Consider the following 17,043-nt stretch of genomic DNA (forward strand, 5'->3'; position numbering starts at 1 on the left):
CCCGACGCTCCCTCTGTGTAATGTTTTGCCCCGGCGGCCCGAAAGGACTCCACCAGGGAGGCGTGCCAGAGCGGCCGAATGGGACTCACTGCTAATGAGTTGTTCCATGAAAGTGGAACCGGAGGTTCAAATCCTCTCGCCTCCGCCGACCGGGACACGGACCCGGTACAATTGAAGAAGTGCGGATCGCAAGATCCACTACGCGCCCGTAGCTCAACGGATAGAGCATCTGACTACGGATCAGAAGGTTTGGGGTTCGAATCCCTACGGGCGCACTCCGAGAAGGTCCCCGTCGTTCGCGACGGGGACCTTCTCGTCGGTGGAATACGGCACAAGTTCGGGTTAAAGGCCAGAATGTGTGTACGGTTCGGGCGTGGCGTCGGGTGGTTTACCGGTTTCGGCCTCCCCATCCGTGTTGGATGCCGTTGCCGTCTTCCCAGTTGAAGCCTGTGTCGTAGGCGGCGGGCCCGATCTGCTCGTCCTCGACGGGCGTTTCCTTCGGTCGCTGCGGTGGTGGGTTGTGGTGCTCTTCGCGGACCAGGCTCCACGGATCGTGTGGGTGGGCGGTGAGGCTGTTGAGCTTCCATTCGGCGGCTCGGCGGGCGTGCTCGGTCAGAAGTCCTCGGTGAGCGCGGAACAGGTCTTTGAGACCTTTGTTGGGGCCGCCTTCGAGCGGTGAGGTGGTCCGCGGCAGGGGGTGCTCTTCATCGGTCAGGCGGGGGTCGATCCAGGTGAACAGGTGCTCTTCTGAGATCAGCCGCCGGAACAGTCCTCGGGTCTTGCGTAGGTCGCGGTGGGTGTACCACCAGGTGCTGGTCTCGGCGACGCCCTTCGGGCGCACAGCGTGCGGGCGGGCGTAGGTCCGGTGCCGGAGGAATCGGTCGTGCTTGATTTCCCAGTCGTTGTAGGCCTGAAGCCAGAGCACGGCCTGCTCGGAATTGCGGATGTTCATCAAAGCGGTTGTCAGAGTGACAATTTCACGGGCAGCATCGAGTCGGGGTTTGAAGGTGTGGTGGCGGCGCACGGTCTGGAAGATGTGGAAGTAGCAGCGCTGGACTCGAGTGGTGGGCCAATCGTCAGCGATCGCGGCGAGCAGGCCGCGGCCACCGTCGATGACCGCGACGTGCGGGGCGGGTTGGCGTTGCAGGATTTGCTGCCAGGCGATCTTCTTCTCGCGGTCGCACCATTGCCAGTCGACGACGTGGGTGCCGTCGAAGGCGATCAGCAGGCACCAGGATTGGAAGTAGGTGCCATCGAGCATCAATACCTGGGCCGGCTCAGTCGGGGGTGCAGGTGGTGGGACTTCGATGTTCCAGCACCAGGAGCGTGATCGGCGGAACGTGCGGGCGCTGATGTGGTCGGGTTGTCGGCCGTGCAGGAGCCAGGTGAGGAACGCGGTGAGTTCGGCTTTGCGGGTGATGTCGGGGCGTTTCTGGGTGCTGGAGGCGCCGCAGTCTTTGCAGCGCCAGCGGGTGCGGCCGGCGCTGGTGGTTCCGTTCTTGACGAGCTTGCGGCCGCATACACCACATGAGGGGGAATTCCGAGAACCTGACACCGAACATGCTTTCAAAGCATGTCCGGCGCACTGTCAGTCGAGGTCAGACACCGGAAACCAGCGTACCTGTACACACATTTTGGCCTTTAACCCACAAGTTCCTAGAACGACGAACCGGCGCCATTGGGCGGACCGTCAGCGCCCTCGTACCGGCTCACTCCGCGGCGATCCGCCGCAGGACCGTCAGCGCACGCTCGACGACGGGAGACGCCGGCTCGGGAATCCATGCCGCGGACAGATCGATTCCTGCCTCGGGGCGCAGCGGAAGGTACCGGACTCCGGCGATGTCGAGAGCCGACGTCGGCTCGGGAACCACCGACACTCCGAGCCCGGCGGCCACGAGCGTGACGAGAGTCGAGGTCTCGGTCACCTCGTGCCGGATCCGCGGAACGAACCCGGCGTCGGCGCACAGGCCGGTGACCAGTCCGTTGAGCGCCGAGCGGCCGTGGCCCGCGTGCATCACGAAGTCGTCGTCGCGCAGGTCGGCCAGATCCGCCTCGCCGCGTCCGGCGAGCCGGTGACTGTCGGGAACCAGCGCGATCAGTCGATCGTGGCGCACCGGCTCCACCACCACGCGCGCACTGGTGACCGGGGGCCGCAGCAGCGCCAGATCGATCCGGCCGGCCTCGAGCGCCGTCACCTGGTCGGGGGCCAGCATCTCGCCGCGCACGCTCACATCGACGCCGGGCAGCTCGTCGCGCAGTGCTCGCACCAGACGCGGGAAGAGTGAATAGGTGGCCGATCCGACGCACCCGATCGTCAACGCGCCCTGCATGCCCTCGGCCACCCGGTGCGCCTGCTCGCCGGCCGCATCGACGGCGTCGAGGATCTCGCGGACCCGGTCCAGATACACCTCCCCGGCCGGAGTCAGTTCCACGCGACGGGTCGATCGCGTCAGCAACTGGACGCCGAGCTCTTCTTCGAGCTGTCTGATCTGCGAAGACAGCGGCGGCTGCGCGATGTGCAGACGTTCGGCGGCGCGACGGAAGTGCAGCTCCTCGGCGACCACGCGAAAATACCGGAGATGCCGCAGTTCCATGATTGATACCTCTCCTGTTTCAGCGATCGTAGAACATGTACTTCACGATATGGGTCCGGCTTTCTAGGCTGGACGCATGGTTACTGCGTCCGGCATTCGCACCCACGACGACATCGTGATCTGTTCCCCGCTGCGGACACCGGTCGGCCGCATGGGCGGAGCGCTGGCGAAGCTGACGGTCGACCGCCTCGCGACCGACCTGCTCAGCGAGCTCGTCGCCCGGACCGGTCTCGGAGAGAACGAGGTCGACGACGTCGTGCTGGGACAGGGGTATCCGAGCGGCGAGTCGCCGGCTCTCGGCCGGATCGCCGCCCTCGACGCCGGACTCGGCGCCGGGGTGCCCGGAATGCAGCTCGACCGCCGCTGCGGCTCGGGTCTGCAGGCCGTCCTGTCCGGGGCGGCGCAGATCGCCGGGGGAGGGGCCGATCTGATCGTCGCGGGCGGCGCCGAGTCGATGTCCACCGTCGAGCACTACGCGCTCGGCCTGCGCACCGGGGTCGGGCAGGGTGGCGTGGAACTGCGCGATCGCCTCGATCGTGCTCGGTTGACGGCGGGCGGGCAGTCGCATCCGGTACCGGGAGGGATGATCGAGACCGCCGAGAATCTGCGCGCCCGCTACGGACTCACCCGAGAGCAACAGGATCGGCTGTCCGCCGAATCGCATCGCCGTGCCCTCGCCGCCATCGAGGCCGGCCGATTCACCGACGAGATCGTTCCGGTCACCGTCCCGGGCGGCCGCCGCGACCCCGACGTCGTCGTCGACCGGGACGAGCATCCACGTCCCGGCACCACGGCCGAATCGCTGGCCCGACTGCGGCCGATCCGCCTGGCCGTCGACCCCGACTCGACCGTCACCGCCGGAAACGCCTCGGGCCAGAACGACGGCGCCGCGATGATGGTGGTCACCACACTCGCCGAAGCGGAGCGGCGCGATCTCGATCCGATGCTCGCACTGCGTTCGTGGGCCGTCACCGGATGCGCACCCGAGGAGATGGGGATCGGGCCGGTCGGTGCCACCGCCAAGGCACTCGCGCGCGCCGGACTGGCACTCGACGACATCGACCTCATCGAACTCAACGAGGCCTTCGCCGCGCAGGTGCTGGCCGTCCTGGCCGAATGGGGAGTCGAGCCCGGCGACGAGCGGCTCAATCCCAACGGCTCGGGCATCTCGCTGGGCCACCCGATCGGAGCGACCGGCGCGCGGCTGGTGGTCACCGCTGCCCATGAGGCGAGGCGACAACGCGCCCGAAACGTGCTGGTCACGATGTGCATCGGCGGTGGCCAGGGACTCGCGGCCGTGTTCGAGGCGATCCGATGAGCGCCGTCGACGTCCACGCGGTGGTCAGCGGCCGGCCCGACGGACCCGCCGTCGTGCTCTCCAACTCGCTCGGCTCCACGCACCGGATGTGGGACGCGCAGATCGCCGATCTGGAACAGCACTTCATGGTGATCCGCTACGACACCCGCGGTCACGGGCAGAGCCCGGTGCCGGACGGGCCGTACAGCATCGACGACCTCGCCGATGACGTGCTGGCGCTCCTCGACGGTTTCGGCGTCGACCGCGCCCACCTGGTGGGGCTCTCGCTCGGCGGCATGACCGCGATGCGGGTCGCGGTCCGCGCACCGCACCGCGTTCGGCGCCTGGCGCTGCTGTGCACCGGGGCCCGGCTGGCCAACGCCGAGTCGTACGCGGAACGGGCGGCCGCCGTGCGTGCGGACGGTGTCGCGCCGATCGCCGAGGCGGTGGTGAGCCGCTGGTTCACCCCCGAGTACCTGTCCGCCGACGCCGAGCGGAAGCGCTACTACGAGGCGATGGTCGCGGGCACGCCCGCAGAGGGGTACGCGGGCTGCTGCGAGGCGATCGCCGCGATGGATCAGCGCGCCGATCTGCCGTCGATCTCCGCGCCGACCCTGGCGATCGCCGGCCGCGACGACACCGCGACCGGACCGTCGGTCCTGGCCGAGATCGTCGACGGCGTCCAGGACGGTCGGCTGCTGGTGGTTCCCGAGTCGGCCCACCTGGCCTGTGCTCAGCAACCGCAGATCGTGAATCCGGCATTGCTGGACCATCTGCTGGCGCAGTAGCCGCTGCCGAGATCACCGGCGCAGCGCGGCCAGCTCCGAACGCGACCGGACGCCGAGTTTCGCGTAGATGCGGGTCAGGTGGTACTGCACCGTCTTCGGTGAGATGTAGAGCTCGGCGGCCACCTCCCGGTTGCTCATCCCGGAGGCCACCAGCGCGGTCACCGACTCCTCCTGCGGTGTCAGCTCCGCAGAACTGCGGTCGCCGCGAACCGCGTGCAGGCCGCCGGCCTTCAACTCGCGGTCGCAGCGGTCGACGTACGCCGTGGCTCCGAGCGACCGGTAGATGTCGCGGGCGTTGCCCATCACCGCATCGGCGGCGCGCCGCTTGCCCGCCCGGCGGAGAGTCTGCCCGTAGGCGAAGTTGACGCGCGCTTGGTCGTGCCGCAGGGGCAGACCGTCGAGAAGCTCGAGGGCCTCCTCGAACTTCCTTCGCGCGGAGGCGATGTCGCCGATGGCACCGAGATAGCGGCCGCGGGCGTAGCGGAGCCGGGCACCGGCCGAACGATGCCCGCGCAGGTCGGCCAGTTCCTCGTGCGGGCGGAGCAGACTGTCGGCGGCCTCGAGCCGGCCGTCGAGTACCAGCGCGTTGGCCAGCACGTCCACCCACGGCCACCAGCCCGGTTCGGTGAGAGCCGGAGTGTCCTCGGCGAGGAGCCTCAGCGGGGAGAGAACTCGGGTGACCTTGTTGTAATCGGCGGCCGCCTCGGCGATCTGCGCCTGTGCCAGCAGCAGCGGAATCTGCATGATCTCGTAGTCGCCCGCCAGTCGGGCCGAATGCGCGACCGCGGCGTCCGCGGCCTCCCGGTCGCCTCGGAGGCAGTGGACCTGAGCCGCGGTCCAGTCGGCGAGCGGGGTGGCGAGGGTGATGCCGCTGGTGGTCGCGAGCTCGCGCGACTGCGCGACGGTGAGCAGTGCCCCGTCCCAGTCGCCGGTCACGAACCGCAGACGGGCCAGCCAGCCCAGTGCCCACAGCGTGATGCGTTTGGAGCCGCCCAGATTCGCCATCGACACCGCCGTCTCGAGACTGGTGCGCGCGGAGTCCACCTCGTCCAGCCCCAGCTGCAGCCAGCCGTGGCCGATGGCGACCCGCTGCGTCTGCGCTCCGAACCGGACGTCGCGGCCCAGCGCGTCGTACGACGCGACGGCGTCGGCCGTGCGGCCGGACCATGCCAGGCCGAGCCCGCGGATCGCGGCGGCCTCCACACCGGCGGGCGAGGCGGTTCCGGCCATGTCGATCGCGCGGTCCGCCCAGCCGACGAGGCGCTCGCCCTGACAGCGGACCAGGCAGTGCAGTACGTAACGCTGCGCGATGAGGGCCGCGATCGCGGGTTCGCGCTCCACGCTGACGATGCCCCACGCTCTGTCGAGCCGGATCCGGGCCTCGGCCGATCGTCCGCGCAGGATCGCCAGATAAGCGAGTGTCGCATTGCGCAGCGGAGTCTCGCGAAGGCTCTCCACCGTCGGCACCATGGAACCGGCGGTGAGGCAGTCGCCGTCGGCCAAGAGCGCGTCCACCGAGAGCGTCACTCGTTCGGCATGCCGGAGCGGCTCGTCGGTCAGCCGCCCGGCCTCACGGTAGAGCTCGGCGGCCTCTGCCCATTCGCCCGCGCCGCCCCGATCGGCCGCCAGTGCGGCGACCTCGTCCGCGAGTTCGGCGTCCGGCACCGGTGCGGCGGCGACGCGATGATGCAGTCTGCGTGCCGGATCCGCCACCAGCTCCGAGGCTCGGCGGTGCAGCAGCCCGGTCCGCTTGGGCCCCAGCACTTCGAGTACCGCGGCACGGGTGACCGGAGTCGGCACGGCCAGGGCCGAGGCGGCCGGACCGACGGCGGCGGCCGGCTCCACGAGCCCGGTTCCGACCGCCTCGTCGACGGCGGACAGGACGTCGCCGACCGCCGAGAGTTCCACGGCCGTGCCGAGTGAGTCCGGATCGTTCAGAATCGCGATCGCCTCGATGAGCCGCCGCGTCTCCGGTCGGCACGCCGTCAGGGCGGTGCGGACCCGTTCCACCTCACGGGCCGGTGCGGGCAGGGCTGCGTCGGCCCGCGACCACAGACGGTCGGGCAACTCGTCGAGCAGTTCGACGATCTCGCGCGGTCGGCCCATCGTGTGCCTGGTCAGTTCGTCGAGAAGAGACGGGTGCACCGACCGCCCGCGGGCCGCGGCGATCTCCGCCACGGCGCTGCGGTCCAGACCTGGAAGTCGCAAGGTGTCCGGCAGCAGGTCGGCGATGGCGGGCGTGGACCGCTCCGCAGCCAGGATCACCGTGACGCGCGCCTGCGGGCGCGCGGCGGCGAGCCGTCCGAGCCGGCGCAGAGCCGCGTCGTCCGCATGATCGGCGTCGTCGATCAGCAGCGCTGCGGGGTCGTCACCGAAGAGCTCGGCCGGATCGCCGAGCTCGGGTGCTGCGGCGACCCGGACCCGGCGACCCCGCAGGATCTCCGACAGGCGCCGCAGCAACGTCGACTTTCCGGAACCGTGCGGGGCTGTGATCAGCACGAAGCCGGGACCGGCGGCGTCGGCGACGCGGTCGGTCAGCTCCGACAGTTCGTTCTCCCGGCCGACGCAGGCGGCCTCGATGATCATGGTTGTCGAGGTTATTCCTGTCGGGGCGGACGCGTGGTGTCGCTCGCGGTCGACTGCCGCGAACGACGGGCACGCATGGGGCTCACCCCTGGTCGCCGCCGGCGACCGGAAGCACCGAACCGGTGATGTACGAGGCCTCGTCGGAGGCCAGGAAGCAGATCGCCGCGGCCTGTTCGTCGAGGGTTCCGTACCTGTTCATCAGAGAGGCGTCGAGCGTCTGGTCGATGTGTGCCTGGAACCATTCGCGCTGCGTGTCGTCGGCCGGCACCGGTGTTCCCCGTGAAACACGGCGCGGCGGGGCGTCGGTTCCGCCGGGGGCAGTGGCCACCACTCGCACACCGGCCGGTGCGTACTCCATCGCCAGGGAGGCGGTGATCGCGTTGACCCCGCCCTTGGCCGCGGAGTACGGAATCCGATGGATGCCCCGGGTGGCCGCCGAGGAGACGTTGACGATGACGCCGCCGCCTCGCTCCACCATCGTGGGCAGCACCGCGCGGCAAGCGTAGAGCGTGGTCATCAACGAACGGTCCACCTCGGCGCGGATCTCCTCGTCGGTGAACTCGGTGAAGGGTTTGAAGTTGATGGCGCCGCCCACGTTGTTGACCAGCACGTCCACCCGCCCGTAGGCGGCCAGCGCGCGATCGATCACCTCCGCGGCGCCGGCATACGACTCCAGGTCGGCGTTCACCGCGATCGCGCCGGGTCCGCTCGCCGACAGATCAGACGCGACCGTGCGCGCGTACTCGGACCGGTCGGCCACCACCACGCGTCCGCCCTCGGCGCTGATCCGGCGGGCCGTGGCCTCGCCGATGCCCTGCCCGGCGCCCGTCACGACGACGACCTTCCCGGCGAACCGTCCCGGAGTCACGAACCGTGGCTTGCGAGCGGCGAGTTCGTCGGCCATCGCTCGCCGCATCGTCTGCTTGGATCGTTCGCCGTGTGCGCTGATGAGGGCGCGGGCGGTGTCGCGGTCTCCGGCTTCGAATGCGGCGACGATGTCGAGATGGTCCTGGGTGCACAGGGGATGGCACCAGGTGGCGGTCCGCAGTACTTCGCTCATCCGGCCCTTGACCCCGAGCGCGGTGTACGCCTCCAGCAGGTGGGTGTTGCCGGTGACGTGGAACAGGTAGTCGTGGAAAGCGGCGTTGGTGGCCGTGTACTCGGCTGAGTCGACGAAGCGATCGCCGTCCACGTACGGGACGGTGGCCTCCGCGAGGAGGCGATACCCGGCGAGTTGCTGCGAGGTCATCCGGCCGATCATCAACTCGAGAGCACCGAGTTCCAGCGCGGCTCGGGCTTCGAAGAGCGCATCGGATTCGTGGATCTCGGGATGCTCTTCGCCGATCTCATAACCCTCGGAACCGACCGTCGGGACCTCTGCGGGTGCAATGCTCGCGGGCTCGTCCGCCGTGGTCCCGGGCTGGGTCGCCACCGATTCGGCGGCCACGTCGACGTCCGCCACGGCGGCGGCAGCCGAGCCGGGGAACACCTCCTGCCCGGCGATCGACCTGGCCGCACCGGGTTCCAGGACTCCGGTGTCGGCGTCGAGCAGAGCGGACGGTTCGGCGGCGGTCGGCTCCGGCCAGATCCGCTGCCCGACGATGCGGGCCCGGGACTCGTCCGCGCCCGGCGCGGACCGCGGTTCGAGACCGGGCAGGCTGATCGCCGGAAGCACCGGCTGCCCCGCGACGGCGCGGGCGTCGAGGGCGGGCGCGATCGGCACGTCGACGGGCGCCTCGGCGTTCGCCGACGCCGATGCCGCGACTGCGTCGGTCACCGGCTCGGCGGGCGACGGGCCCGCAGCGAGGGCGAACTTCTCGTAGTAGAACCCGGTCAGCTCGATACCCGCCTCGACGAAGTGTCTGCGCACCGATTCGACCATCGGCGGCGGCCCGCACAGGTAGGTCGCGACGTCGCCGCCGTAGAGGTGACGGGGAGCGATCAGCGAGGTGACGTAGCCCTTGTTCGCGGCGCTGCTGCCGGGATCGGAGACGCAGTGGTCCCAGGTGAATCCGGCGACCTCCGACTGCATCCGGTCGAGCGTCTCGGTCTCCACGAGGTCGTCGTCGGTGGAGACGCCGTAGATGAGATGGATGCGGCGCGCGCTGCCGTCGTGGCGCAGCTTCCGCAGGATCGCGAGGATCGGCGCGAGGCCCGTGCCGCCGGCGAGCAGCAGTGCCGGCCGCATCGATTCGCGCAGGAAGAACGATCCGTGCGGCCCGCGCAGCGTCAGCAGATCGCCGGTCGACGCCCGGTCGGTGAGATAGGTCGACATCGCGCCGCCGGGAGTCAGCTTCACCAGGAAGACGAGAGTGTCCTCGTGCGGTCCGTTGGCGAAGGAATACGAGCGGCGCACCGGACTCCCGCTGCCGTCGTCCGTGCCCGGAACGTCGATGTTGACGTACTGACCGGGCAGGAACGCCAGCTCGGAGCGGTTCGGGATCTCGACGGACAGGCGCATCGTGGTGGGCGAGAGGCGCTCGAGCCCGACCACGGTGGCGCTGAACTCGGCGGCCTGGGTCTTGGCGACGTCCGACGTGGCCGCGATCTGCAGCACCAGGTCCGACCGCGGCTTCATGCAGCACGGCAGGGCGTAGCCGTCGGCCGACTCCGCGGGCGACAGGGCGTCGTCGATGTACGTGCCGCCGTCGTAGTCGCCCGATTCGCACAGGGCCTTGCAGGTGCCGCAGGCGCCGTCGCGGCAGTCGAGCGGGATGTTGATCCGCTGCCGGTACGACGCGTCTGCCACCGTCTGGTCCTCGCGGCAGTCGATGAACTTGGTGACCCCGTCCTCGAAGGCGAGTGCGACGCGGTGCGTCGGCGCCTCGGCGGGTGCCGCGGTGCGTCCGGATGCGGGGCCGGAAGTGACAGTCATGGTGAGCCCCTAGAAGTGGTAGACGTCCACCACGTGGTGGATGTAGTCGTTCTTGAGGACCACGGTCTTGCGGCGGATCAGCGGTGCCTCGCCGGAGAAGTCGATCGTGTAGAACGACGTGCCGTAGTACGGGTCGACGGTGTGATAGCGGAAGTACATGGTGTGCCAGTTGAACCGGACGTCGACCATGTCGCCGCGCCGTTCGATCACCTCCACGTTGGTGATGTTGTGGCTGGTGCGCGGCTCGGGAAGCGACGTCGCCGACGACCGTTCGGTACGGATCCGGAACACCCGGTCCTCGAGCCCGCCCTTGTTGCCGTAGTAGATGAGCGAGATCTCCCGTCGGGGGTCTTCGGTGAGGCGATCGTCGTCGGCCCACGACGGCATCCAGTAGACGACGTCGTCGGCGTAGCAGTCGAGCCACTTCTCGAACTCGCGGTCGTCGAGGTAACGGGCCTCGCGGTAGAGGAACTGTTCGATGGCGTTCTGGGTGATGAGCTTGCGGCCGTCGGTGTCGGCCGGAGTGGTCTGGGCGGTAGTCATGAGTCCTGTCCGATCTCGGGTACGAAGTGGTGGTCCGATCGCGCTCAGCCGACGGCGGTCTCGACGTCCTCGGCGTCGACGGCGCGGCGCATGGTCTCGAGCCAGTAGCCGTGCTGCACGGGGTAGAGACCCTCGTCCTCGTTCTTCAGGCCGGCGGAGATCACGTTCGGCATGTCGAGCGCGGTGGCGACCTCGTCCGGACCGGTGAGCCAGTGCTCGGCGCCGCGGCTCATGTCGTTCCAGGGCGCGGCGGTCGCGCGGAAGGTCAGCTGGCACGACCGGAACTCCTCGAGGTCGTCCGGCGTCGCCATTCCCGACGCGTTGAAGAAGTCCTCGTACTGGCGGATGCGGTGGGCACGGGCGGCGTCGCTCTCACCCTTCGGCGCGATGCAGTAGATCGTGACCTCGGTCTTGTCCGGTGCGATCGGGCGGAAGTGCCGGATCTGGGTGGAGAACTGGTCCATCAGGTAGACGTTCGGATACAGGCACAGATTGCGTGAGCCCTTCACCATGAACTCGCCCTTGGCCTCGCCGAACTGGGCCTTGAGTTCGTCCATCCGGTCCCACAGCGGCCGGTCCTGCGGGTTGGCCGCCCAGGTCCACAGGCACAGGTGACCGTGCGGGTACGACCAGTAGCCGCCGCCGGACTTGCCCCATCCGCCGGCGTCGAGCACCTTCGCGTCGTTCTTCGACTCCCCGGTGGTGCGCCGGGAGGTGGTGGTGGCGTAGTTCCAGTGCGTCGCGGTCACGTGGTAGCCGTCGGCGCCGTTCTCCGCCTGGACCTTCCAGTTGCCGTCGTAGGTGTAGGTCGACGCGCCGCGCAGCACCTCCAGGCCGTCAGGCGACTGGTCGACGAGCATGTCGATCACCCGGCGGGTGTCGCCCAGGTGTTCCTCGAGCGGGAGGACGTCGGCGTTGAGGCTGCCGAAGAGGAACCCGCGATAGCTGTCGAACCGCGCGACCTTGGTGAGGTTGTGCGATCCCTCGCAGTCGAAGGTGGACGGGTATCCGGCGCCGTCGGGGTCCTTCACCTTGAGCAGGGTGCCGTCGTTGCGGAAGGTCCAGCCGTGGAACGGGCAGGTGAGCGTCATCCGGTTGTCGGTCTTGCGGCGGCAGATCATCGCTCCGCGGTGCGCGCAGGCGTTGATCAGGCAGTTGAGTTCGCCGTCGCGGCCGCGGGTGATGACCACCGGCTGGCGGCCGATGTAAGTGGTGAAGTAGTCGCCCGGGTTCGCGACCTGGCTCTCGTGCGCGAGGTAGATCCAGTTCCCCTCGAAGATGTGCCGCATCTCCAGTTCGAAGATGTCCTCGTCGGTGAAGATCCGGCGGTTGGCGCGGAACACCCCGGCCTCGCGGTCGTCGATGACGGCGTCCCGGAGTACTTCGCGGACGTGCTCGCGGGTGTCCGCGGTGATCGCCGTACCGGGAATCGACGCGCTGGGGCGAGAACTGGTCGCAGTCATTGAGAACCTCCTGTGTGCGTTGTCCCTCGACGGTCCCATCTCGTGATGGCACTCACACCAGTAGAAATCCCAGTGTTGACCCAGGCGTTCATTCATAAACAGCACAGATCAATAAGCCGAAAATGAGTCCTGGTGTCGTATGGATCTTCTGCTTACCGTGGTCGTACGGATGATCCGGATCACACAGCGGGGCGACTATGACGATGCGTCCCGGCCGGTGAATCGACACACCGACAGGAGTGCGACATGGAGCTACGGCATCTGCGATATTTCGCCGCCGTCGCCGACACCTGTCATTTCGGGCGGGCGGCGGACCGGTTGCACATCGCGCAGCCGGCGTTGTCGTACGCGATCCGCCAACTGGAGGCCGAGCTGGGGGTCTCGCTGTTCGCCCGCACCACCCGTCAGGTGACGCTGACCGCGGCGGGAGAGTTCCTCAAGGGCGAGGTGGACCGGATTCTGGTGGGCATCGACGCGGCCGTCGACGGCGTGCAGCGCGTCGCGGCCGGCCGCAGCGGTGTGGTCCGCCTGGGACTCACCGGGATCGCCGTGTTCTCGCATCTGCCGCGCATCGCCCGGGCCGTCCGCAGCGAACTGCCGCACGTGGAGTTGCGGATCGTCTCCGATCTGCTGACCCCCGACCAGTGCGATCGGCTTCGCGACGGCGCCATCGACCTCGGCGTACTCCGGCCGCCGGTGGTCGGAGAGGGGATCGAGGTCCGGACGATCGACGTGGAGCCACTCGTCCTGGCGGTCGCCTCCGACCACCGTCTCGCGGTGGAGCCGGTGGTCTCGGTGGACGATCTGCGCAGCGAATCGTTCGTCATGTACGACAGCCGCGACTCGGCGGTCAACGAGGCCGCCGTCCGCACCTGCCGCACCGCGGGCTTTGTCCCGCACCGCGCCCACGACGCCTCCGGCACCCCGGTGCTCCTGGCGCTGGTCGCCGCCGGACTCGGCGTGGCCCTGCTGCCCGCCTCCGTCCGCGCACTGCCGCTGGAGAACGTCGTGGTGCGCGACCTGCCCGACACCGGAACCATGCCGGTGGCTCTCGCCCGGCGCGCGGGCGACGACAACCCGGTGGTCGACGCCGTGGCCGCCGTCGCCGCCGCTGCATTCGCGTCCGCGTCCGCGCGGGCCCTGGACTCCTCGATGGGAGAGACACGTTGAAGATCACCCGGGTGGAATCGATTCCCTTCTCGATTCCCTACCTCAAACCCCTTCACTTCGCCTCGGGCGAGGTGCACGCGGCCGAGCACGTCCTGGTCCGCGTGCACACCGACGACGGGGTGATCGGCGTCGCCGAGGCGCCGCCGCGGCCCTACACCTACGGTGAGACCCAGCGCGGCATCGTCGCCGTCATCGAGGACGTCTTCGCCGAACAACTGCACGGTCTCACCCTGCTCGAACGCGAACAGGTGGGGGCGAGGCTGGCACGGACCGTCGGCAATCCCACCGCCAAGTCGGCGATCGACATGGCCCTGTGGGACGCCTTGGGCAAGACCCTCGGGCAGCCGGTCTCCGAACTCCTCGGCGGATACACCGACCGCATGCGGGTGAGCCACATGCTCGGCTTCGACGATCCGGCGAAGATGGTCGCCGAAGCTCAGAAGGTGCGCGAGCGGCACGGTATCTCGACGTTCAAGGTGAAGGTCGGGCGGCGCCCGGCCGAGCTCGACATCGCCGTCGTCCGGGCGCTGCGCGAACACTTCGGCGACAGCGTCGAGCTGTACATCGACGGCAATCGCGGCTGGACCGCCGCCGAATCGGCCCGCGCCATGAAGGAGATGGCCGACCTCGACCTGCTGTTCGCCGAGGAACTCTGCCCCGCCGACGACGTCCTCGGGCGTCGCTGGCTGGTCGGCAAGCTCGACATCCCGTTCATCGCGGACGAATCGGTGCCCACGCCGGCCGACGTGACTCGCGAGATCCTCGCGGGATCGGCCACGGCGATCAACATCAAGACCGCCCGCACCGGATTCACGCAGTCGCGGCGTGTGCATCACCTGGCGGAGGGCCTCGGCCTGGAGATGGTGATGGGCAATCAGATCGACGGCCAGATAGGCACGGCCTGCGCGCTGGCCTTCGGTGCGGCGTTCGAAGCGACCTCGCGCTATGCGGGCGAACTGTCGAACTTCCTCGACATGAGCGACGACCTGCTCGCCGAACCGCTCCAGATCCGTGACGGCTGCCTGCAGACCTCATCCCGCGCCGGACTCGGAATCGACATCGACCCCGACAAACTCGACCGCTACCGCACCGACAAGTGAACGACTCCTCGCACAGCCCATGGGCGAGACGACGAACTGAAGATCAAAGGAGACAGTCATGACCACCACCGAGCACAGCCCGTCCGCCGCGGCGTCAGGCGCATCCGCCACCGAGCGCTTCCAGCAGGACAAGTCGCCGTACGACGCCGTCAAGAACGTCAGCCCCGAGCGCGTCGACAAGCTCGCCCGCCAGGTGCTGGCCGGGGTCCACCAGACGATTCGCGACAACCAGGTCACCTACGACGAGTACAACGCCCTCAAGGCGTGGATGATCCAGGTGGGCCTCGACGGCGAGTGGCCGCTGTTCCTGGACGTGTGGGTGGAGCACGTCGTCGAGGACGTCAACACCGCGCACCGCCACGGCAACAAGGGCTCGATCGAAGGGCCGTACTACGTCCCGGATGCGCCCGAGCAGGGCGCCGAGGGCACCATCCCGATGCGCGACGGCGAGGCGGGCGATCCGCTGGTCTGGGAGGCGCAGATCACCTCCACCGACGGCACCCCGCTGCAGGGCAAGGTGGAGCTGTGGCACGCCGACGCCGACGGCTACTACTCACAGTTCGCCCCGGGCATCCCGGAGTGGAATCTGCGCGGCACCTTCTCGACCGGCCCGGACGGCAAGTTCAAGATCACCACGATCCGTCCCGCCCCCTACCAGATCCCGACCGACGGCTCGTGCGGCAAGCTGATCGCCGCGGCCGGCTGGCACGCGTGGCGCCCGGCTCACCTGCACGTCAAGGTCTCGGCTCCGGGGCACGAATTGCTGACCGCCCAGCTGTACTTCCCAGGCGATCCGCACAACGGCGACGACATCGCCGACGCCGTGAAGCCGGAACTGATTCTCGACCCGAAGCCGGACGGTCACGGCGGCTACACGATCGATTACGGCTTCGTGCTCGATCCGGTGGAGGGCTGAGCCGATGCTGTTCCACGTCCGGATGGATGTGCGGATTCCGCACGACATGGACCTGACGGTCCGTGAGGAGACCGTCGCGCGGGAGAAGGCGTACTCGCAGGAGCTTCAGCGGTCGGGCAAGTGGCCGCAGATCTGGCGCATCGTCGGCGAGTACTCCAATTACTCGATCTTCGACGTCGAGTCGAACGACGAGTTGCACGAGATCCTGTCGGGGCTGCCGCTGTTCCCGTACATGGACATCACGGTGACTCCGCTGGCGACGCATCCGTCCGACGTCAAGGCCTGACCGATCCGGCCGCGACCGCCCGGATTCCCGATCGGGGATCCGGGCCGTCGGCGTGCCCGGGCCGTCGCCTCTGGCACCATCGAAGGGAGGACGTCGTCGGGAGGAGCCGCCGTGGACCGGTCATCGCAGCCGGCGCCGGGATACCGGCCGCCGCTGGCTCCCGGGCAGTCGTACCCACCGCTCGGCTACAGCGAGCACGGCACTCCGTTGTTCACCTACGACGACCGGGAACGTGCTCTCGCCGGGCCGCCGCCCGCAGCCGCGCCGCCCGATCCCACCCCACCCGCGCCCGCACCGCCGCCACCTCCGGATCGACGTCGCGGTCTCGCCGTCGGCGTCGCCGTCGTCGCCGTCGGGGTGCTGTGCCTGGCGCTCGCCTTCCGGATGTTTCCGACCGGCGACGACGAGCCGGTGCGGCGAGCCGATCCGCCCGCCGCGCAGTCGACCGACGATCCCTATCTGCAGGGCCTGCCCGACCAACCCGAACAGTCGGTGCCGCGCGATCCCGACAGCGCACAGCCGCCGGTCCACTCCGGCGCCGCGACGGTGGAGTACCAGGTCGACTCCGGGCGCGCGACCATCCTGTACGTCGACGACACGTCGGTGAAGATCGAACGCAACGCCGGCGGCACGTGGCGGCACACCGTGCGCGGCAGCCAGAACGCGCTGCTGCGGGTCAGCGTGATCCTCTCGGACACCGATCCGGCATCGTGCAGCATCACGGTCGACGGCAAGGTGGTCGACCGTCAGACGACGCAGGACGCGCAGTCTTCGGGCATGCTCACCTGTCGATACGAGGGATGACGCTACCGTTAGAGAATGACTTCCTTCGACGCGTCGTCCGCCGATGCCGGCGTGAAAGCGATGCTGACCTGGCGTAGCGCCGACGGCGATCGGTTCGAGCAGGTGCGGCTGAATCTGAGCGGTGCCCGGGTCCGCGCGTACGGCCGCATCGTGGCCGCCGCCACCGACACCACCGAGGCCTACTCCGCGTCGTACGAACTCGTCACCAACGACAGCGGGGTGACGCGGCGGCTGTCGGTGCGCCTGCTGCGCGCCGGCGGCGAGAGCTCGCTCGACATCAGCCGTGACATGGACGGTCGCTGGATGGTCCAATCGCCGACCAGCACCGTGCGCAGTGACTTCGACGGGGCCGAGATGATCGACTTGGAGCTCTCGCCCTTCTTCAAGGGACTGCCGATCCGGCGCTTCGGGATCGCCGACGGCGTCCGCCGCGACGACGTCCCGGTCGTCAGGCTCCGGCTGCCCGACTGTGAGATCGACTCGGTGCAGAAGAGCTACGTCGGCGGCCCGGAAGGCCGCGTCACGGTGATCGGTCCCAAGGGACGTCGCGATCTGACGGTCGACGACGCAGGCATCGTGCGCGACTACGCGGGTATCGCGACGCTGATCTGATCCGGGCCG

14 protein-coding genes and 2 tRNA genes are annotated in these 17,043 nt (G+C 69.0%); 10 read left to right on the plus strand and 6 right to left on the minus strand.

What is annotated here, in order from left to right; all coding sequences use genetic code 11:
- Window positions 1-56: 56 nt before the first annotated feature.
- Window positions 57-145 (plus strand) — tRNA-Ser (locus tag P5P27_RS00340).
- Between the two features lie 57 nt (window positions 146-202).
- Window positions 203-275 (plus strand) — tRNA-Arg (locus P5P27_RS00345).
- Between the two features lie 113 nt (window positions 276-388).
- Here P5P27_RS00345 and P5P27_RS00350 read toward each other — a convergent pair.
- Both P5P27_RS00350 and P5P27_RS00355 read right to left on the minus strand, forming a co-directional pair.
- Window positions 389-1,555, minus strand: coding sequence for an IS1249 family transposase (locus tag P5P27_RS00350; protein WP_278125867.1), 1,167 nt, complete (start codon window positions 1,553-1,555; stop codon window positions 389-391).
- 154 nt (window positions 1,556-1,709) lie between these two features.
- Window positions 1,710-2,594, minus strand: coding sequence for a LysR family transcriptional regulator (locus P5P27_RS00355; protein ID WP_045537891.1), 885 nt, complete (start codon window positions 2,592-2,594; stop codon window positions 1,710-1,712).
- Between the two features lie 76 nt (window positions 2,595-2,670).
- On the opposite strand from P5P27_RS00355, the gene P5P27_RS00360 reads away from it, so the two are divergent.
- Window positions 2,671-3,912: an acetyl-CoA C-acetyltransferase gene (locus P5P27_RS00360; RefSeq protein ID WP_278125869.1), complete on the plus strand. Its 1,242-nt coding sequence runs from the start codon at window positions 2,671-2,673 to the stop codon at window positions 3,910-3,912.
- Entirely contained in the window at window positions 3,909-4,679 is a 771-nt protein-coding gene (gene pcaD, locus P5P27_RS00365) for a 3-oxoadipate enol-lactonase (protein WP_006897462.1), read from the plus strand. The genes P5P27_RS00360 and pcaD overlap by 4 nt, the downstream gene beginning before the upstream one ends.
- Window positions 4,680-4,691: 12 nt before the next feature.
- Here pcaD and P5P27_RS00370 read toward each other — a convergent pair whose 3' ends face one another.
- The 4 genes from P5P27_RS00370 to benA form a co-directional block, all read right to left on the minus strand.
- Window positions 4,692-7,265, minus strand: coding sequence for a helix-turn-helix transcriptional regulator (locus P5P27_RS00370; protein ID WP_278125871.1), 2,574 nt, complete (start codon window positions 7,263-7,265; stop codon window positions 4,692-4,694).
- Between the two features lie 82 nt (window positions 7,266-7,347).
- Window positions 7,348-10,140 carry a benzoate 1,2-dioxygenase electron transfer component BenC gene (gene benC / locus P5P27_RS00375; RefSeq protein WP_278125873.1) on the minus strand — a complete coding sequence of 931 codons (2,793 nt, stop codon included), beginning with the start codon at window positions 10,138-10,140 and terminating at the stop codon, window positions 7,348-7,350.
- 9 nt (window positions 10,141-10,149) lie between these two features.
- On the minus strand, window positions 10,150-10,683 hold the full coding sequence (gene benB / locus P5P27_RS00380) for a benzoate 1,2-dioxygenase small subunit (RefSeq protein WP_062366166.1): 534 nt from the start codon (window positions 10,681-10,683) through the stop codon (window positions 10,150-10,152).
- Between the two features lie 44 nt (window positions 10,684-10,727).
- On the minus strand, window positions 10,728-12,146 hold the full coding sequence (gene benA / locus P5P27_RS00385) for a benzoate 1,2-dioxygenase large subunit (protein ID WP_260868279.1): 1,419 nt from the start codon (window positions 12,144-12,146) through the stop codon (window positions 10,728-10,730).
- A gap of 246 nt (window positions 12,147-12,392) precedes the next feature.
- Here benA and P5P27_RS00390 point away from each other — a divergent pair, with 246 nt between their 5' ends.
- The 6 genes from P5P27_RS00390 to P5P27_RS00415 all read left to right on the plus strand — a co-directional run bounded on the left by P5P27_RS00390 (window position 12,393) and on the right by P5P27_RS00415 (window position 17,034).
- Window positions 12,393-13,316, plus strand: a complete 924-nt coding sequence (locus P5P27_RS00390) for a LysR family transcriptional regulator (protein ID WP_062366168.1) — start codon at window positions 12,393-12,395, stop codon at window positions 13,314-13,316.
- A complete protein-coding gene (locus P5P27_RS00395; RefSeq protein ID WP_006897457.1) occupies window positions 13,313-14,416 on the plus strand; it encodes a mandelate racemase/muconate lactonizing enzyme family protein in 1,104 nt (367 codons plus the stop codon). The genes P5P27_RS00390 and P5P27_RS00395 overlap by 4 nt, the downstream gene beginning before the upstream one ends.
- Before the next feature lie 58 nt (window positions 14,417-14,474).
- Window positions 14,475-15,332 carry a catechol 1,2-dioxygenase gene (gene catA / locus P5P27_RS00400; RefSeq protein ID WP_006897456.1) on the plus strand — a complete coding sequence of 286 codons (858 nt, stop codon included), beginning with the start codon at window positions 14,475-14,477 and terminating at the stop codon, window positions 15,330-15,332.
- A gap of 4 nt (window positions 15,333-15,336) precedes the next feature.
- Window positions 15,337-15,618, plus strand: a complete 282-nt coding sequence (gene catC, locus P5P27_RS00405) for a muconolactone Delta-isomerase (protein ID WP_006897455.1) — start codon at window positions 15,337-15,339, stop codon at window positions 15,616-15,618.
- Between the two features lie 111 nt (window positions 15,619-15,729).
- A complete protein-coding gene (locus tag P5P27_RS00410) occupies window positions 15,730-16,422 on the plus strand; it encodes a hypothetical protein (protein ID WP_278125879.1) in 693 nt (230 codons plus the stop codon).
- 15 nt (window positions 16,423-16,437) lie between these two features.
- A complete protein-coding gene (locus tag P5P27_RS00415; RefSeq protein ID WP_006897453.1) occupies window positions 16,438-17,034 on the plus strand; it encodes a putative glycolipid-binding domain-containing protein in 597 nt (198 codons plus the stop codon).
- Window positions 17,035-17,043: the final 9 nt, after the last annotated feature.

Origin of the sequence: Gordonia sihwensis (assembly GCF_029632925.1) — a bacterium.
Taxonomy (GTDB): domain Bacteria; phylum Actinomycetota; class Actinomycetes; order Mycobacteriales; family Mycobacteriaceae; genus Gordonia; species Gordonia sihwensis.